16 protein-coding genes are annotated in these 18984 nt (G+C 56.8%); 6 read left to right on the top strand and 10 right to left on the bottom strand.

Going from position 1 to position 18984, the window contains the following annotated elements:
- Positions 1-92: 92 nt before the first annotated feature.
- From hisC to OMR58_RS00735, 6 genes are all read right to left on the bottom strand, one after another.
- A complete protein-coding gene (hisC, locus tag OMR58_RS00760) occupies positions 93-1217 on the bottom strand; it encodes a histidinol-phosphate transaminase (RefSeq protein ID WP_264545119.1) in 1125 nt (374 codons plus the stop codon).
- Positions 1218-1229: 12 nt separating this feature from the next.
- Positions 1230-2345, bottom strand: a complete 1116-nt coding sequence (locus OMR58_RS00755; protein WP_264545118.1) for an iron-containing alcohol dehydrogenase family protein — start codon at positions 2343-2345, stop codon at positions 1230-1232.
- 11 nt (positions 2346-2356) lie between these two features.
- Positions 2357-3115 (bottom strand): ABC transporter ATP-binding protein, encoded by a 759-nt coding sequence (locus tag OMR58_RS00750; RefSeq protein WP_264545117.1) that lies wholly within the window; start codon positions 3113-3115, stop codon positions 2357-2359.
- A gap of 13 nt (positions 3116-3128) precedes the next feature.
- Positions 3129-3965 (bottom strand): ABC transporter permease subunit, encoded by an 837-nt coding sequence (locus OMR58_RS00745; RefSeq protein WP_264545116.1) that lies wholly within the window; start codon positions 3963-3965, stop codon positions 3129-3131.
- Between the two features lie 18 nt (positions 3966-3983).
- The gene (locus OMR58_RS00740; RefSeq protein WP_264545115.1) at positions 3984-4979 is read right to left on the bottom strand and encodes an ABC transporter substrate-binding protein; all 996 of its coding nucleotides are present in this window, start codon (positions 4977-4979) and stop codon (positions 3984-3986) included.
- Between the two features lie 563 nt (positions 4980-5542).
- Positions 5543-5980, bottom strand: a complete 438-nt coding sequence (locus OMR58_RS00735) for a VOC family protein (RefSeq protein WP_200545062.1) — start codon at positions 5978-5980, stop codon at positions 5543-5545.
- Positions 5981-6279: 299 nt separating this feature from the next.
- On the opposite strand from OMR58_RS00735, the gene OMR58_RS00730 reads away from it, so the two are divergent.
- From OMR58_RS00730 to OMR58_RS00710, 5 genes are all read left to right on the top strand, one after another.
- Positions 6280-8313, top strand: coding sequence for a beta-galactosidase (locus OMR58_RS00730; RefSeq protein WP_264545114.1), 2034 nt, complete (start codon positions 6280-6282; stop codon positions 8311-8313).
- The gene (locus OMR58_RS00725; protein ID WP_264545113.1) at positions 8310-9734 is read left to right on the top strand and encodes an MFS transporter; all 1425 of its coding nucleotides are present in this window, start codon (positions 8310-8312) and stop codon (positions 9732-9734) included. Before OMR58_RS00730 ends, OMR58_RS00725 begins: the two co-directional genes overlap by 4 nt.
- 88 nt (positions 9735-9822) lie before the next feature.
- Positions 9823-10701 (top strand): arabinose operon transcriptional regulator AraC, encoded by an 879-nt coding sequence (gene araC / locus OMR58_RS00720; RefSeq protein ID WP_264545112.1) that lies wholly within the window; start codon positions 9823-9825, stop codon positions 10699-10701.
- 215 nt (positions 10702-10916) lie between these two features.
- Positions 10917-11261, top strand: coding sequence for a helix-turn-helix domain-containing protein (locus tag OMR58_RS00715; RefSeq protein WP_264545111.1), 345 nt, complete (start codon positions 10917-10919; stop codon positions 11259-11261).
- The gene (locus tag OMR58_RS00710; protein WP_264545110.1) at positions 11251-12513 is read left to right on the top strand and encodes a type II toxin-antitoxin system HipA family toxin; all 1263 of its coding nucleotides are present in this window, start codon (positions 11251-11253) and stop codon (positions 12511-12513) included. The genes OMR58_RS00715 and OMR58_RS00710 overlap by 11 nt, the downstream gene beginning before the upstream one ends.
- 102 nt (positions 12514-12615) lie before the next feature.
- Here the strand turns inward: OMR58_RS00710 and OMR58_RS00705 are convergent, their stop codons facing one another.
- A complete protein-coding gene (locus tag OMR58_RS00705; protein WP_264545109.1) occupies positions 12616-13686 on the bottom strand; it encodes a LacI family DNA-binding transcriptional regulator in 1071 nt (356 codons plus the stop codon).
- A 261-nt stretch (positions 13687-13947) separates the two neighbouring features.
- Here OMR58_RS00705 and OMR58_RS00700 point away from each other — a divergent pair, with 261 nt between their 5' ends.
- Complete coding sequence (locus OMR58_RS00700; RefSeq protein ID WP_200559076.1) at positions 13948-15210, top strand: maltoporin; 1263 nt, start codon at positions 13948-13950, stop codon at positions 15208-15210.
- A 103-nt stretch (positions 15211-15313) separates the two neighbouring features.
- On the opposite strand, the gene OMR58_RS00695 is transcribed toward OMR58_RS00700, so the two are convergent.
- Genes OMR58_RS00695 through OMR58_RS00685 form a run of 3 tightly spaced genes read right to left on the bottom strand, consistent with a single transcriptional unit; the run spans position 15314 to position 18984 of the window.
- Entirely contained in the window at positions 15314-15628 is a 315-nt protein-coding gene (locus OMR58_RS00695; protein ID WP_105591803.1) for a glucose PTS transporter subunit EIIB, read from the bottom strand.
- A 58-nt stretch (positions 15629-15686) separates the two neighbouring features.
- On the bottom strand, positions 15687-17744 hold the full coding sequence (locus tag OMR58_RS00690; RefSeq protein WP_264545108.1) for a beta-galactosidase: 2058 nt from the start codon (positions 17742-17744) through the stop codon (positions 15687-15689).
- Positions 17745-17790: 46 nt separating this feature from the next.
- Complete coding sequence (locus OMR58_RS00685; protein WP_264545107.1) at positions 17791-18984, bottom strand: glycoside hydrolase family 53 protein; 1194 nt, start codon at positions 18982-18984, stop codon at positions 17791-17793.

Genomic DNA, 18984 nt, shown 5'->3' with positions numbered 1-18984 from the left:
CTGCTGCTGAGGGTGATAATCCGCCAGCGTATTTCCCGGCACATAACGGAAAGCGGGCCAGATGACAGGCCCGTTTGACCGTGCAGCCCCGTTCAAATCATCTGCAGGGTGCGGCGTTGCTCCGTTTGTACCAGCGCCTGCGGCAGCAGCGCCAGCACCCGCCGGTTCTCTTCTGGCGTGCCAATGGTGACGCGTAGCCAACCCGGCAGGCCGAATCCTTCGCCCGCACGAATCAATATTCCCTGTTGGTAATAGACGTCGACCACCGGCTGGCTGTTCGGCAGCCCGGTATGGAACAGCACGAAATTGCCGTGCGAGCGGATGTAGCGCAGTCCCAGCGCGTCCAGCGTCCGGTAGTACAGTTCCCGTCCCGCCTTAACGCCATCGACGACCCGCTGGTAATAGTCCCGATCCGCCAGACTGGCGATGGCGGCGAGCTGCGACGGGGTGCTGATGTTGACCGGCAGGTGCAGGCGGCTCATCAGGTCGATCAGTTCCGGGCGGGCGATGCCGTAGCCGATGCGGAACGACGCCAGCCCGTAGGCCTTGGAGAAGGTGCGCAGGATGACCAGATTGCCGAACTCGCGCAGCAGGCGCGGGCTGTCCGGGAAATCCGGGTCGTCGACGAAATCCACATAGGCCTCATCCAGCACCACCACGATATCGCGTGGGATCGACTGAAGAAACTGGCGCAGAGTCGGCTCGGTCACGATGCCGCCCGCCGGGTTGTTGGGGTTGCACAGCCAGATGACGCGGGTCTTGTCGTTTATTGCCTGTTTGAGCGGCTCCAGATCGATGGTGAAATCCTGCAGCGGCACGGAAACGAAACGGGCTGCCATCTGACGGGTGGCGTTGTAGTAGTAGGGGAAGGACGGCGTCAGCGCGATAGCTTCATCACCCGGCGACAGAAACGTCTGGGCGACCAGCTCAATCAACTGGAAAGAGCCGGTGCCGAAAATCAACTGTTCGGGCGGCAGTTGATGATAGTCGGCCACTTGCCGCCGCAGCGCGGCGGCGGTGGAGTCCGGGTAGTAGCTGAGATCGTTCCAGTGGTCGAGCAGCGCCTGCTTCACCCGCGGCGACAGGCCGAAGGTGTTCTCGTTAGCCGACAGATTGAGGATCTGCTGCGTGCCCAGCTCCTGCCGGGTGGCTTCCAACGTTCTCGCCGGTATGAACGGGCTGAGATCGTCAAGGATTTTACGATGGGTCGGGATCATTTAAGGCTCCTGTCAGGCGGCGGTGTGATGGGGAACGGCGGCACGGATCTGCCGCACCCAGCGGTCGGTCTGGCGGATGGCGGTTTCAATCTGCTGCGGGCCGGAGGCGAAGGGCAGGCGCGTCAGGCGTTGCAGCTCGCTGAAGGTTTCCTGCGCCAGCAGGGCGATATCGGCGTCGATGTCGTCGCTGATGCCGATCTCTTCCAGCGTCAGCGCCAGGTTGAACTGTTCGAACAGCTGCACGCGCTCGCGGAAGCTGTCGTAGTCGGTGCCGCTGATGACGAACTGCGTCAGCAGCCCCAGCGCCACCTTGTCGCCGTGCAGGCGGTAGCGGGTATGGGCCAGTCGGGTGGAGGCTTGATAATACGGGTGGGCGAAGCCGCCGAAGTAGCGACCGTCGTGCAGGGTGCCGACCTGTCCGGCCAGGTAGATGATGGCGTCGACGGTGTCCAGCCCGGCCTGCGTTATCACGCCGCGTTGCCCCTCTTCAATGGCCTGCCTTGCCTGACGCGAAAGCACGTCGAACGCCAGTCGCGCGGTGTGGATCATTTGCGGCAGAGTGAGCGAATGGACGTCTGGCGTATGGTTCGGCTCGGTTTCGTACCATTTTGCAAGCGTGTCGAGCACCCCGGCGTGGGTGTAGCGCGCCGGGGCGGCCAGAATCACCCTGGTGTCGGCCAGCACCAGCACCGGGGAACGGCGGTTGAGGTGTACGGCGTCGAAGTCGCCCTCTTCGTCGTAGAGGATCGACACCGCCGCCCAGGCGGCGCAGGTGGCGGCGATAGTGGGCACAGCCACTACCGGCAGGCCGAGCCGATCGCCCACCACTTTGGCGGTGTCGCACACCCGGCCGCCGCCAATGGCGATAATCACGTCGGCGGTAAAGTCTTTAGCCTGCTGGCTGAACAGCTCGATGATGCGCCGCGTCGGGTAGCCGCTGAGCGTCACCGTCTGGTGGGCGATACGCTGCTCGCCCAGACTGGCGGTCAGCGTGCCGCCGACCTGTTCGAACGCGGTCTGGCCGGTGATGATAAAGGCGCGTTTGCCGTAGCGCGAGATGTGCTCGCCCGCCTGCGACAGCAGATCGGGCTGGTTGAGATACTGTTCCGGTGCCTTGATAGTAAGCATGATGATTCCTCTCAGATGGTGAATTCTGCCTGTGGGCTCTGATGTTCCGGCAGGTGCAGGATCTTGCTGAGAATCAGTTTCTTGTAGTGCAACTGGTCCTCTTCGGCGGTATGTGGACGGCTGAGTTCGATACGGACATCCAACGCGATGTGCTGGTGCGCCATAACGATCACCCGGTCCGCCAGCCGCACGGCTTCGTCCACGTCATGGGTAACCAAAATGCCGGTGAAGCGCTGCTCCAGCCAGACATTCTCGATCAGCGCCTGCATGTCGAGGCGGGTGAGTGCATCCAGCGCACCGAGCGGTTCGTCCAGCAGCAGCACGCGCGGTTCGGCCACCAGTGCGCGCGCCAGTGCCACTCTCTGCTTCTGCCCGCCGGACAGCACGCCCGGCCAGCTGCGCTGCTTATCGGCCAGCCCGACTTTGGTCAGCACGCTTCGCGCCACGTCGTCGTCCCGGTTCGGAGAGCCGGAACGCACGTTGTCCAGCACGCTGCGCCAGGGCAGCAGACGCGCTTCCTGAAACAGCACGCGGACGTGCGGATTGACGCCGTCGATCGGCTGACGGTCGATGGTGATGGTGCCGCTGGTAGGCTGTTCCAGCCCGGCGATCATGCGCAGCAGCGTGCTTTTGCCGCAGCCGCTGTGGCCGACGATGGCGACGAACTCGCCGGGTGCCAGCGTCAGGCTAACGTTGTTGAGAATGGGCACGTCGCCGAAACGCTTGCTGACGTTGTCGAGGGTAATGCCGTAGCCGTTGGGGGACGTCATGATGGAGTTCCTGTTAGTTGCGCCAGCGCAGCACCCGGCGCATCAGCGACGAGGCGATGACGTCGGACAGTTTGCCGAGCAGCGCATAGATGATGATGCTGAGTACCACTTTGTCCATTTGCATCAGCTCGCGGCCGGTGATGGCCATGTAGCCGATACCGGCGTCGGAGGCGATGGTTTCAGCAGCTATTAGCACCAGCCACATGATGCTTAGCGACAGCCGCACACCGACCAGAATCGAAGGCAGCGCGCCGGGGAAGATGATGTCGCGGAACATTTGCAGCGGCGTGAAACCGTAGACCTTGCCCATTTCCAGCAGACCGCGATCGATGTTCCTGATACCGTGGAAGGTATTGACGTACACCGGGAAAAACACGCCGAACGCCACCATGGCGATTTTCACTTCCTCACCGATGCCAAACCAGACGATAAACAGCGAGATCACCGCCAGCACCGGGATGTTGTGCACCATGTTGATCGTGGTGCTGAGGGTAATTTCAGCCCGCCGCGACACACCGTTAAGCAGGCCGAGCACGAAGCCGATGCTGCCACCGAGCAGGAAACCGGCGATGGCGCGCCGGGCGCTGACGTACATGCTTTCGGCCAGATCGCCGTTCTCCAGACTGGTGATGGCACGCGTTACTACCTCAAGCGGCGACGGCAGAATGGAGCGGCTGGCTTCGTTCAGACTGGAAAGGTGCCAGACGATCAGCAGTACAATTGGCAGCAGCCACGGGGCGAGCAGGCGTAGCAGCCGCGCCAGCGCAGGTTTGAAGCGCGGCGGCGAGATAACGCGCGGCTGCTGAATCACCGACTCGGCGGTGAGTGAAACGGGATGATTTTTCTGCATGGCGGTCATTCCGTGAAGTTATCGGGGAAGGTATTTGGCAAGGGCCTGATTGATTGGAACGTCCAGCGTCGAGTCGTAGAACGTGGCGACATTGGCCGGTTTTTCCAGCAGCCCGGTGGCGTACAGTGTGTCGGCTACGTCCTGCTGGGACTTGAGCGCTTCAGGCGAAACCACGAGGTAGCGGGACGGGCCCTGGACGTACTCTGCTTTGATGTCCGACAGCGCGACGTCGTAGGGGCGGCCGGTTGGGTCGGCTGAGACTTTAGCCCAGTCTTCCGGGTGCGTTTCGGCATAGTGGTAAGCTGCGTTCAGGCGGCCGATGTAGTCGGCGAAGGCGGCGCGTTTGCCGGGGTCTTGCAGCGAAATTTCTGACGCCGCGATTGGGAAATTGCCGGACAGAATATTCTCGGCGCTGGCCAACTGGGTAGCGCCGCGCAGTTCGGCGGCTTTAATCGAATTGCCGTAGCTGGCGAAGGCGTCGATACCGCCGCTGAATAGCGCGGTGACGCCGTCGGCGGTGGTAATTTCTACACGCTGAATATCGTCCCATTTCAGACCGGCGTTTTTCAGCATCTGATACAGGAAATAATGGGCGGTGGTGGATTTAATATAGCCGACGCGTTTGCCTTTTAATTCCGCCACGCTTTTTATCGGCGAATTGGGCGGAACGATCAATTCCTGATGCAGGGTGGAGCTGTTTTTAATCGCGATAATTTTGAAATTACCTTTATTTGCTGCCAGCGACGCAAATACCGGCGGAATTTCGCTGGTGACGGCGAAATCCACTTTGTTGGCCGCCATCGCCTCCAGCCCCAGCGCGCCGCCCTGGAAGGCCTGATACGTAACGCGATAGGGCGTATCGTCCAGTTTCGCCAGCTTTAACACCGCCTGTTCGACTTTCCAGCCGGTACTGGCCACGCTCAAGGTGGTCTTGCTCAGGTCGGGGTCGGCGATGGCGCTTTGTGCTGCCAGCGTCAGCAAGGTAAATACCCATCCCAAAGATCTTATTCTCATATCGTGTTTCCTGTTGTATTGGTATTTTTAATTGATGTTATTGCAATGTTATTCGTGGTCGAGAATAAGATAATCTTTGTGATATATGTACGTTTTCGTCATGCTTTTTATAGGATTGCTTATGCGGAAGTTTATTAGGTTCTCAAAATAACTAGCCCAATAGAAATGCCCGTATATTCGAAGCGGATATGACTAAGTTGCACCAATAATAAATGTTTACCCGAAGTTGAAATATCATCCTCAGTTCCCAAGTTAAAATGAAAGGTGGTAAACGCGCCGTAACTGGGTGACATTATAAACTAGCTAAAAAGTGACATTATCAGGTTGATATTTAACATAATTAACACCTGTACTTGGTGCGCATAATACTAATTATGTTAAATTAACTATCTCCGCTAAAGTGTTATCGGTGGAACCTGCCGTGTCCGTCAATAGTTAATTGACAACAGCAACTTAATATCTGGCGTTATGAAAATCAGTGCCCTGAATCCAATATGAGGCATGCCTTCCCCTTCATCAGGCGGAAGGCAGTTTACTGTCCTGACAACAATCAGAACTGTGGTTTATTGCTTTATAGCATTACCCGAGGACTCCAGCCCTACGCGCTGTCCGTAAGAGAGCTCCAACGTATTGCCGTCTGGGTCAGCGAAGAAAACGTAATAACCCACTGGATCGCCTGCATCTACAGGTTCTTTCCGCAAAACATTTTCAGCACGTGCCAAACTAATTTTTTCATCAATTTCCTGGCGACTGGCACAGGCAACGCCCAGATGACCGAAGTTCCCTAATGGGGTGTCCGTCACATTATCTGACTGTACCAAAACGAGGGCAAACGGGCGGGTTCGATCGCTCAGCCATGCCACTTTTCGCGCATCGGGAACATCAGGTTCGCGCTGGTGAACAACAGACATACCGGCATAGCGTTCATAAAACGCAATACTTCTATCCAGGTTTCTGACGACAAATGCAACATGCGTGAAACCAACATCTATTTCGTTCATATCCATAATTTGCCCATAGAAGTTAAGAGCAGGCATTCTAAAACCTTAAGTTAAGTTGAGGTCAAGGGCCGGTCTGAGCTGCTTTTACACCAGGAATGAGTCATATACCCTGGATTAACTTCCGAATGCAGTAGCCAGAACAAAATGATTTAATGCTTCACGCCGTCCTTTTGTGATGACCTTCATAAGACTCACCGGGCAGCGAGTTTCTCTATGTTGCCAGCGACATGCTTTATCTATCACCGACCAACTTCCTCTAATTTATCTGCCGAACGCTTAAAATAAGAGGCAGGATAAAAGTGGAAAAATTACTCTATGGTGTGGCTTACTACCGTGAATATATGCCTGAAGAACGGCTGGATGAAGATATACGGCTGATGAAGGCGGCAGGCATCAATGTGGTTCGTATTGCGGAAAGCACTTGGAGCAGCTACGAACGACAGGACGGTGATTTTAACTTTTCCAGCGTGCTGACCGTTCTGGACCGTATGCATGCTAACCACATCGCCGTTATCATCGGTACGCCAACCTATGCCATTCCTGCATGGCTTGCGAAAAAACACCCTTCGGTCATGGCCACCACCCCGCAGGGGGTGAATAAATATGGTCACCGCCAAAAGATGGATATCACCAGCCCTGTTTACCTGCGATATGCAGAGCGGATTATTCGCGAGTTGCTGACCGCCACCGCCAGTCACCCGGCCGTCATTGGGTATCAGATCGATAATGAGACTAAATACTACGATACCTGCGGAGCACCCGTTCAGAGGGGCTTTATTGAGCAGCTGAAGAAGCAGTTTGATGGCAATCTCGACAAGCTGAATGCCGAGTACGGCCTTGATTACTGGAGTAACAGAATCGACGCCTGGGAGGATTTCCCGCCGCTGGAAAGTACCATCAACGCCAGCCTGGGCGCCGCCTTCCAGCGCTATCAGCGCGGCCTGGTGACAGACTTCCTGGCCTGGCAGGCAACGCTGGTCAGCGAGTATCGCCTGCCCGGTCAGTTCATCACCCATAACTTCGATTTCGAGTGGCGGACCTGGTCCTTTGGTGTGCGAGGAGAGGTCGATCATTTCACGGCATCGTCAGTGCTGGACATTACCGGCGTGGATATTTATCACCCGGGCCAGCATCAGCTTACCGGGGTAGAAATTGCCTTCTGCGGGGACATTGCGCGCACAACGAAGGACGCAAACTATCTGGTTCTGGAAACGCAGGCGCAGGCGTTTAAAAACTGGACCCCTTACCCCGGCCAGCTCCGCCTTCAGGCTTTCAGCCACATTGCTTCCGGCGCAGCGATGGTAAGCTACTGGCACTGGCATTCCCTGCATAACTCCTATGAAACGTACTGGAAAGGACTGCTCAGTCACGATCTGGAGCCAAACCCTGTTTATGATGAGGCGAAAGATATCGGCCAGGCATTCGCCCGCCTTTCCCCGCATCTTGCGGGCCTGAAAAAACATAATCGCGTTGCCCTGCTCGTCAGTCACGACTCATTGACCGCCGTTGACTGGCATCCTTACAGCGGACATCAGTTTGGTCGTAACAAGGAACATCAGTATAACGACACCGTTCGCGCTTATTATGATGCTCTTTACCGTCTCAACATTGAAGTAGACATTCTGACCGTTGACGATCCCCGTCTGTCACGTTATCAGCTACTGGTAGCCCCCCTGCTTTACGCCGTTTCTGAGTCATCTCTGCAACGCCTGAATCAGTTTACCGAACGGGGCGGGCATATCCTGTACGCCTTCAGGTCGGGCTTTGCTAATGAACACCTCAAAGTCAGAATGAACCGGCAGCCGGCCGTCATCAGAGAAGCGGTGGGTGCAAGCTATCAGCTATTTGTAGAGCCACACGAGGTGACCCTGCAGTCTGCACAGCTGGACATTCCTGCCGGGAAAGCCGCTGTAGCTGACTGGATGGAACTGCTGGAGGCCGATGCCGGGGCCCAGGTTTGGGCCAGTTATCAGCACCCCTATTGGAATAAATACGCGGCTATCGTTCATAACCGCTACGGTGCCGGAACGGCAACCTACGTGGGCTGCAGCATCAGTTCTGAGGCCGTGGAGGCGGTGCTGCTTCGATTGATTGAAAAAGCGGCTCTGGACGTCGCAGCCCTATCGCCGGGTTATCCGGTTACGGTCAGGCGTGCGGTTAACCGCGCAGGCAATACCGTTCTTTTCTTCCTGAACTATTCCAGCCAGCCACAGACCCTGTCCTTGCCGTTTAAGGCTGGCGAGGAGTTACTGAGCGGGCAGCGTTACCGGCAGGGGCAATCGCTTGAACTGGCTGACTGGGGCGTGGCGATTTTTGAAGTGGAGAAAGAATGATGACCTCTAACTCATCGAATCAGGATCTGCAGCGTATCGGCACCCGGGAACGCCTGGCCTTTGGCGTGGGCGATTATGGCACCAACTTAACCTACACGTTAATGGTGACTTTTCTGGCGTATTACTACACCGATGTGGTGGGCATCTCTGCTCTGCTGGTGGGATCGCTGATGTTCTTTGCCCGCGTGCTGGATGGCATTATCTGTATCTACGTCGGCATACGCATCGATAAGACGCGCTCCCGCCTGGGCAAAGCCCGGCCGTGGGTTCTGTGGACCGCCGTCCCGTTTGGCCTGTCGGCCTTTCTGATGTCGACCATTCCGGACGTCAGTTACACACTGAAAGTCGTCTACGTCTGCATTACCTATCTGCTGATCAATATTATGTTTACCGCAAATAACATTGCCTACGGATCGCTCCTGGCGTTGATCACCCGTGACAATTATCAGCGCGGCATGCTGAGTGTCTTCCGGAAAGGGTTCTCAACCTGTGGATCGCTTACCGTTGGGGTGTTAACCCTGCCGATGGTGGCATTTTTCGGCAACAGCAGTACGTCCTGGATTATCGTATTCGCTATATTTGGCTTGTTCACTGCCCTGTTCCTGCTTCTGACCGCGCTGGGTACCCGCGAGCGTGTAGAACCGGTGAGCAGCGACAACAGCCAGAGAATTAATGCCAGACAGGTTACGCGTTCAGTCATGGCAAATCGCTACTGGCTGATCATCTTCTTCTATCTGATGATTACCTTCACCAGCCTCACCGCGTTGTCGGCAGTCGGGGTGTATTACTCGAAATATGTTCTTTCGGATGTCTCACTGATTGCCTACATCAGCATGGCCCAGTACATACCGGGATTGCTTACGCTGATGATCATTCCGACGCTGCTTAAAAAGCTGGGCAAGCGGCGCCTGGCCATGCTCGGGTTGATCGTTTGCTGTATTGCTTACCTGCTGCCGCTGTTCGACAAGCAGAATGCGCTGTTTGTGATTATGGGAACGGCGGTACGCAGTGTGGGATTCTGCGGCATTGGTGCCACCATGTTCGCCCTGCTGGCAGACACCATCGACTACGGTGAATGGCGAACCGGGCTGCGTATTGAAGGCATTCTCTTCAGTGCGGGTACGCTGGGGCAGACGCTGGGTATGGGGCTGGGTACGGCAAGCGTAGGCTGGATCCTGGGCGCGGCCGGGTTTGTCAGTGGTGGAAGCGCCCCTCAGTCTGAAACCGTCATCCGGACTATCGAATTTTTGTTTATCTTTTTCCCGCTCATCCTCGCGGCGCTAAACCTGGTACTGCTCTGGTTTTACAAGCTGGATGGGTTCTACCATCGGGTCGCGCAGGATTTGTCTGCCGGTCGTTATCAGCAGGCTGACAGCACCGATGTTTCAGTCACCGGCGACAGTTTGCTAAATTTGAAGTGATCTCTACGACAAAAAGAGTACATCCCCCCTTCAGTAATGGAGGGGGTTCCCTATAGTATCTGCAGCGTTGAAACAGGGACGGGTACCAATGGAAGAACTGAACGAAGCCGGTATGTTAAGCTTTTCTCCGCTTATGAGAAGCTTCACCTTTAACGCATTCATGGTTTCCGGCTTTACCCCAATCAGCCCCGGCAGCAAACTCGATTTTTTTATTCACCGCCCCAACGGAATGAAAGGCTACATGATTAACCTGACGCTGAAAGGTGAAGGGATCATTCATCATGCAGAGGGCGAGTTTTACTGCCAGCAGGATGAGATGCTGTTGTTCCCGCCCGGCGTAATTCATCACTACGGCAGGGCTAAAGAGAGCATTGCCTGGGACCATCTCTGGATCTATTTTATCCCCCGCCCGTACTGGATTGACTGGCTGCGCTGGGACAATAAACAGGGCGACATCGGCCGTATGTTGCTTGCTGACAAATCGCACAGCCAGCAAATGGTTCAGCTCTTCAAAGAGGTGATATCTTGTAATGCCGTCGGGGCACTGCTCCAGGATGCCATGGCCATGAATGCGCTTGAGCGCATCATTCTTAAGGCCTTCCAGCTTCAGCCGGCCAGCAATCGTCATAACCGGGATCCCCGTATTCAGACCGTCTGCGATTACATCAATGAGCACCTGTCCGAAGATACCCGAATTGAAGAACTGGCACGCATGACCTTCCTTTCCGCCTCACGCCTTACTCATATATTCAGGAAAGAGATGGGCAAAACCATTTACGGCTGGCGGGAACAGCAGCGTATTTCACGCGCCTGTGATTTACTTCGCTATAAACAGCTGAATGTCACTCAGGTTGCCCGCGCCGTCGGCTATGAAGACCCGCTTTATTTTTCACGTGTGTTCAGTCAGCACAATCAGCTGAGCCCACGCGAGTACCGAAAGAAATTTGAGCAAGCCGCTTTATTTTGAGCGTACAAAGCATGGGGAATTTTTAAGCTAATGTTCGAACATCAGCTCAAACATCATTGACACGCCATCAACACCTATTTATGACTCATGTATGAGTCATAAACCACAATAAAGCCTCATATGGCGTCCATTAAGTTTGAAGTTCCAAGAGTAAAATGATAATTTGATTTCCATATGATGCACTATGTCAGTTAATGACCTTTAAGGAGGTCAAAATGCCGCGTTCGATACAGAGGGTTTACTCACGCTACACCCTTGAGGCGATCAAATTGTTCGCTGAAATGATCCGTTTTGAACGTAAAAATCAAAAAATGACGGAATCGGAACTGGCGGAACGCGCAGGCATATCGCGGAGTATGCTGCAGCGAATTGAAAAAGCCGATCCGAAGTGCGAGCTGGGAGTTGTATTCGAAGTTGCGGCACTCCTCGGAATTCCTCTCTTCGATGCGACAGCCGACGTCAACCGGCTGATAACCTATCGCAGGCAAACCGAGGAAAAGCTCAGCCTGATGCCACGAAGGATTCGTAAACCAGCGAAGGAGACGTTTGATGACTTCTGAAAACGCGCCGCAACAGGCATTTGTATGGATTTGGTTACCAGGTGAAACTGCACCTGTGGTCGCCGGACGGCTGAGTTACGACAATACCGGAAAACTGGTGTTTAACTATGGCCGCAGCTATCTGGAACGCGTCCGCGATCGCTCCCCTGCCATCCCGCTTTACCTGCCTGAACTCCCGTTGCAGCCAGGTATTTTACCCCTGCTGCCGGGTCTGACGATGCCTTCGTCAATCCGCGACAGTGCGCCGGATGCATGGGGACGCCGTGTGATCATTAACCGTACGTTGGGGATACGCGGTGCCGATACGGATACCGCGTTACTGGATGAGTTGACCTACCTGCTCGAATCCGGTTCCGATCGGATTGGCGCGCTGGATTTCCAGCGTTCGGCAACGGAATATGAGCCTCGTTACGCAATAAATGTGGCAATGGAAGAACTGCTGCGTTCGGCTGAACGGGTGGAACAAGGTGTTCCGCTGACTCCTGAGCTTGACCAGGCATTATTTCACGGTAGTTCAATCGGCGGTGCCCGACCTAAAGCCCTCATAGAAGAAGACGATAAAAAATACATCGCAAAGTTTTCGGCGAGTAACGACCTTTACAGCGTGGTGAAAGCGGAGTTTATCGCCATGCGACTGGCCGCGATGTGCGGGATAAACTGTGCACCGGTTCGTCTGGCGCAGGCCGCAGGCAAAGATATTCTGCTGATTGAGCGCTTCGATCGGGTTGAAGCTGAGGCCGGTTGGACCCGGCGATCGATGGTGTCGGCATTAACGCTGTTTGGCCTGGACGACATGATGGCGCGCTATGCCAGCTATGAAGAGTTTGCACAACTGATTCGCCATCGTTTTGAACGCCCTGCTGAGACATTGCGTGAACTGTTCGCCCGTATCTGTTTCAACATCCTCAGTGGCAACACCGACGACCACGCCCGCAACCATGCCGCCTTCTGGGATGGGCAAAGGCTTTCGCTGACGCCAGCGTATGACATTTGCCCCCAGGGGCGGGCGGGAAATGAGGCCACTCAGGCGATGCTGATTGCCGGTAATAATCGCTTCAGCCAGCGCAGCGCCTGCATGGCAACCGCGCATAATTTCCTGCTTTCTCCGGCGGAAGCTGCGCAAATTTTTGATGGGCAGGTCGAAAAAATAAGTGAGCACTGGGACGCAGTCTGCGAAGAAGCCAGCCTGACTGAGATCGATCGCCGCTATTTTTGGAAAAGGCAGTTCCTTAACCCCTTCGTGTTTGAATGACCGTTCATACATCGCGTTCTGCCTGATGCGGGATGGAACATATCCACATCAGGCAATCACAGATATTTTTGAACGACCTCCAGCCGATACCCCCACCTCACCTCACTGCAACCGACTCGCAATCTGCCGCAGCTGCGCGGCGATCTGCGCAAAATCCTGCGTACCCGACCCCAGCGCGGCGGTGGAATTGCGCACCACCAGGCGTGCGGGCAGGATCGAGGACGATCGACTGTGGTCGTCTTCGCTGGCCTGCAAAATGCGGCTCACCGCCTCTTTCCCCTGTAAATCGAGGTCGAGGGAAACCGTGGTCAGCGCGGGGTGGAAGAAGGCGCTTTCATAGGTGTCATCGTAGCCCACCACCGAAACCTGCCCCGGAACCGCCATGCCGCGCTGGTGCAGCGCGCTCAGCACGCCCAGCGCCATCTGATCGTTGCCGACCAGCAGCGCGCTGAAGCGCGGGGTTTCGTGCAGCATCTGCAGGATGCCGTTAAAGCCGCTCTGCGCATCCCAGTTACCGTGGATCACACTGACCGGCTGTAAGCCATACCCTTCCAGAGTCTCCAGCCAGCTTTTCAGCCGCAGGCGGGCGGAAACCGAGTGCTGCGGCCCTGCCAGCAGCGCAAACTCGCGGTGCCCCTGTTCGTAGAGGTATTTGACGCTGGCGCGCGTGCCGTCCGCCGGGTTAAACGAAACGTTAAACACCGATGAAAACGGATCGACGTCGAGGAACAGGCACAGAATATCGTCGTTCTCCTGCACGATGCGCTCTGCATCGGCGGTCTCCAGCGGCACGTTAATAATCACTTTATCGACGCGCTGTGACTTCAGCTCGTTGATGCAATCCTGCAGGCTTTGGTTGACGTTCTCATCAATCATCGCGATCAGCACCTGGTAATCCGCCGCGTTAGCGTAGCGTTTTACCGCCGCCGCCACCTGTGAAGGGGCATGCAGTGCCAGCGAGGTGGTAACCAGCCCGAGCGTGGTGCTCTGCTTACCGACCAGCTGCTGTGCCAGGCGGTTAGGCACGTAGCGCAGCACCTCTATCGCCTTCTCAACCTTGCTGCGCGTCGCTTCGGAGACGTTGGCAGACTTATTAAGCACCCGGGAAACGGTCTGATAAGACACTCCGGCGTGACGGGCAACATCCTCTAAAGTGGAATTCTTCGATTTCATGGCTCGCTTCCCTGGTAGCAGATGCGGAAATTGTAACACAGCCGAAACCCTGGCCGGGTTAACCCCGTCACACTGTCGAAAAAATCATAAAAAAGTCTGACGTTCACATTCATATTTCGGTGATCAATCTCACCAAACGTTACAATAAGCGCCTAAAAACTTGCAGTAAATCACACAATCTTGACATTTGAATTGCAGGGGATTCGTCACTGGGCGTTTACTGCTCTCACATTGTGAACGTATTACAAAAACGAGGGTGACATGAATACCAGACTACATGCAACCGCTGTGGCACTTGCTGCGGCACTGACTTCCCCGGCGTTATACGCAGCCATCGATAATATTGATTTCCACGGCTATCTGCGCGGCGGTGTGGGCGTGTCGCAGGACGGCGGCATTCAGGAGTGGCAGAAGAACAAGCTTGGTCGTCTCGGCAACGAAGGCGATACCTACGGCGAGGTGGAGCTGGGTAGCGAAGTCTATAAAAAGGACGACGTCAGCTTCTACGTCGACAGCATGGTCAGCATGGTCTCTGATGGTTCCAACGATAACGAAACCACCCTCGGCGACGATGCGCAGTTTGGTCTGCGTCAGCTGAATCTGCAAATTAAAGGCCTGATCCCGGGCGATAAGAATGCGGTGATCTGGGGCGGTAAGCGCTACTACCAGCGCCACGATCTGCACATTATTGACACCAAATACTGGAATATTTCCGGCTCCGGTGCTGGTATTGAAAACTACACCGTCGGCCCGGGCGCGGTGTCATTCGCCTGGATACGTGGCGATGCGAACGACGTGGATTACCGTGAAGACGGTGATAACGACGTCAACATCAACTACCTCGACCTGCGTTACGCTGGCTGGAAGCCGTGGAGCGGTGCCTGGACCGAGTTTGGTATCGACTACGCCATGCCGAACACCACCAAAAAGCAGAAAGAGTACGGCGGGCTGTATGATGCCGACAACGGCGTGATGCTGACCGGTGAAATCAGCCAGGATATGTGGGGCGGCTACCAGAAGCTGGTGTTCCAGTATGCGAATAAAGGCCTGGCGCAGAACGTTATCTCGCAGGGCGGCGGCTGGTACGATATGTGGAATGACACCCGCGACGCCACCGGCTATCGCATCATTAACACCGGCCTGCTGCCGATCACCGACCGCCTGTCGCTGAACCAGGTGATTACCTGGGGCTCTGCGCAGGATCTGACGGCGTACAGCGATAAGAGCACCCTGCTGTCCGTCGTGGGCCGTGCGCAGTACCAGTTTACCGACTATGTGCGCGGTATCGGCGAAGCGGGCACCTTCTGGCAGAAAGATCAGTACAAAGACGGCAGCGATTACAAACAGGCCGGGCAGAAATATACCCTGGCGCTGGGTCTGGCGGCCGGTCCTGAGTTTATGTCTCGCCCTGAACTGCGCGTGTTTGCCTCCTACCTGAATGACTCCGAGCAGGGCAACAGCTTCGATGATGGTACAGCCAGCGATACCTGGAACTTCGGCGTCCAGGTTGAGGCCTGGTGGTAATCTCCCCCGCTCGCTCCCCGATCACTGCTTGAACACTGGCTGTTTTATTGGATAACCGTTACCGGTTATCCTTTTTTTATTGTGACAACGTCACCCTGTCAGCTCAGGCATCGCCAAAGAAACGCGCATCCAGCAGCTGGCGCAGCCGGTCAGACTGCGTGCCGAAGATGGCATGCACCTCGTGGCCGAGGATCACCACTCCGATCGCCCCCGCCTGCTGCAGCCCGGCAGAATCCACGGCAGACAGCGATTTAACCGTCACCCGCAGCCGGGTCAGACAGGCATCAACCTGCACGATATTGTCGCGGCCACCAAAGCAGCTTAACAGCCGATCCAGCAGCGCGTTGTCGGCCGGGGCTTCTTCAGCAGGCAGCGCTTCGCGGCTGAAGTAGTGCTTAAACGATTTCAGACTCACCATATTTCTCTCCTTCTGGACATAAAAAAAGGCGGGCTTGCGCCCGCCTGTGTATTCGCCGTTACAGCGGCGCGCGAAGCACGCGGCAGCCCCACGGCGGCAGGACCAGTACCCCGGAGAGCGGCGAGCCGTCCGTCAGGTCACTGATCCCCGCTGGCAGCGTGACTCTGTGCTCTGCCGCGGTGTAGTTCTGCAGGAAGATAAACGACTGCTCGCCGTCGGTACGACGATGGGCCGTCACGCCCGGCGGCAAGGTCACATCGAGCGCGCGCGGCAGCGCCAGCTGTTTAATCAGCGCGCCGTAGAAGTCGCGGTGGAAGGTCAGATCGTTGCGCGAAGCGATGTACCACGCCTTACCGGCACCCACCTCATTCACCGTGACCGCCGGCTGCCCGGCGTAGAAATCGCTCTGATAGCGGGCCAGCGCGGTGGCCCCCTCAAGATGGATCAGCTCGCACAGCTCACGCGCCTGATACGGGCCGCTCAGCCCCAGCGCATTGCCTTTAATGCCCTGAATCCCGTTTGATTCCTCGTCGGTCAGGCTGTCGATCTCTTCCGCCCAGATACCCAGCAGCGGCCGCAGCGGGCCGGGGAAGCCGCCGAGGTGGCAAAGATCGGTTTCATTCACCACGCCGGTCCAGTAGCTGGCAACGAACTGCCCGCCGTTGTGCAAATGACGCTCCACGCGTTCGGCAAAGCCGTCGCGCACCATATACAGCATTGGCGCAATCACCAGCGTGTAAGGCGTCAGGTCAGCATCGGCGTTGATCACGTCAACGGCCACGCCCTGTTCCCAGAAGGTCCGGTAGTGTTCCACCACCGTGCGCTCGTAGTGCAGGCCGATGTTGCGCGGGCCCTGCGCGTTATCCATCGCCCAGCGGCTTTCCCAGTCAAAGATAATCGCCACGCGCGCTTCCACGCGGCTGCCGAGCACAGGAGTCATGGCGTCCAGCATCCGCCCCAGCTCGCTGACCTCGCGGCCGATGCGCGTATCCAGATGACCCACGTGGTCGATCACCGCGCCGTGGAACTTCTCCACTGAGCCGCGGCTTTTGCGCCACTGGAAGTACTGCACCGCATCCGCGCCGTGCGCCACGGCCTGTAGCGAGGAAAGAATATGCATGCCCGGCTTTTTGAGCTTGCTGGTCGGCTGCCAGTTGGTGGCCCCCGGCGTGGACTCCATCAGCACGAACGGTTTGCCCTGCTTGAGCGTGCGCATCAGGTCATGGAACATCGCGGTGTAGCAGGCCAGCGTGGTGTCATCCTTCTCGTTGTGCCACGTCGGATAGCTGTCCCAGGAGATAAAGTCCAGCGCCTGCGACAGCTTCCAGTAGTCGTAGTCGTAGAAGTACTCCATAAAGTTGGTGGTAGCCGGCAGTTCCGGATTCACCGCCTTCAGCGGCTTGATCTCCTGGGTGCAGAAATCGGCCACCTGATCGGTCATAAAGCGCCGCCAGTCGAGGTTCAGGCCGTGGATGGACATCTCGCCCTGCGGCGAAGGCGAGGCAATCTGCGACCAGTCGGTGTAGGTATGGCTCCAGAAGTCACTCCACCAGGCGTGGTTCAGCTGTTCCAGCGTCTGATAGCGGCGCTGCAGCCAGTCGCGGAACGCCTGCTGGCAGCTGTCGCAGTGGCACTCGCCGCCGTACTCGTTGGAGATGTGCCAGCCAATCACCGCCGGGTGATGGCCGTAGCGCTCTGCCAGCCGCCCGTTCATTTCCTGCACCTTCTGGCGGTACACCGCCGAGGTCATACAGTGGTTGTGACGCCCGCCGTGCAGCGCCTTCACGCGATCGCGGCCCACGCGCAGCACCTCAGGATATTTTTGCGACATCCAGGCCGGGCGCGCACCGCTCGGCGTGGCGAGGAACACGCGGATGTTCTGTGCATACAGCTTCTCCAGCACGTTATCCAGCCAGCTGAAGTCGTAGCGCCCTTCTTCCGGTTCCAGCTTGGCCCAGCTGAAGATGCCGACCGACATCACGTTGCAGTGGGCCTCCTTCATCATCGCCACATCTTCATCGATAATGCCCGGCGTGTGCGACCACTGCTCGGGGTTATAGTCCGCGCCGTGCAACAGGCGGGTGATCCCGGCCGCCAGCGGTGGGAATTTAGTCATACTTCTTCCTTAATCTGTCAGAGATACCGGCCCGCAGGCCGGTCAATTAATGAAAAGCCTGGATGGACGGCAGCACTTTGCCGCGGCAGTCAAACAGCGCCTGATTTTCACGGGCGTTGCCCTGCTTCCACTCGTCGTGGATGTACTTCATGCCTTCCGGCGTGGCCCAGGTATTGCCGCTGGCGGGTATCCAGGCCGGCTCCCAGTACACCACCCCTTTGCCGCGATGATTCGGCACCGCCAGCACCGCCGACATCAGGTCGTGCAGATAGGCCGCCTGGCCCGCCACGGTTGCCGGATAGCCGCCGTCTTTCTCTTCTTTCGCCTGGAAGCTGTTCTCGGCGCTGTCGCAGTTTTCCAGCGTGTAGCTGTAGGCGGCTTCCACCACCATCACGTCTTTCTGATAGCGCTGGCTGATGTCATCCATATTGGCTTTCAGCGCGGAGATCGGTCCGTTCCAGTAGGTGTACATCGACAGGCCGATCACATCGAACGGCACCTGGCGGCGGGTAATTTCATCGAACCACCAGCGGAACATGTCGTTTTTGGTGCCTTCCGCCAGGTGCAGCATGATCTTCACCTGCGACGGATCGCTGAGGTTCTCACGCAGACCGGCGATGGCCGATTTCAGCAGTCCCGCCAGGCGATCAAACTCGCCGCCGTTCTGCCCCCAGCTTTTGCCTTCCGGCCACAGCATGCCGCCGTTCAGTTCATTGCCGATCTGCACGATCTCCGGCAGCACGCCCTCCGCCTTAAAGCGGGCGATGGTGTCGCGGGTGTAGTCGTGAATGCGCGTTTCCAGCTGCGGGAAGGTCAGCTTCTCCCAGGCTTTCGGCTTGTACTGCTTGCCCGGATCGGTCCAGAAATCGCTGTAGTGGAAGTCGAGCAGCAGATGCATTCCCGCCGCTTTGGCACGTTTGGCCAGCGCCAGCGTGGTGTTCAGATCGTTGGTGCCGCCGCCGTAGGCTTTGCCACTCGGGTCATACGGGTCAACCCACAGCCGCAGGCGAATGGTATTGATGCCGTTAGCCTTCAGGATGGCGATCGGGTCCTGTAACTGGTTGTTGGCGTTGTAGAATTTCGCGCCCTGCTTTTCCAGCTCCGGCAGCGTGGAGATATCCGCGCCCTTAACAAAATCCGCAGGCACCTGGCCTATCGGGGTGATGACCGACGGCGTGGCGGCGAGCAGAGGGGTCGCCCAGGCCAGCGCCAGGGCGATTAACAGTGATTTACGCTTCAT

This window comes from Erwinia sp. INIA01, from assembly GCF_025947915.1.
Taxonomy (GTDB): domain Bacteria; phylum Pseudomonadota; class Gammaproteobacteria; order Enterobacterales; family Enterobacteriaceae; genus Erwinia; species Erwinia coffeiphila.
Note: the sequence above shows the minus strand (reverse complement) of the source record. Positions and strands in the feature narration are given on the sequence as shown.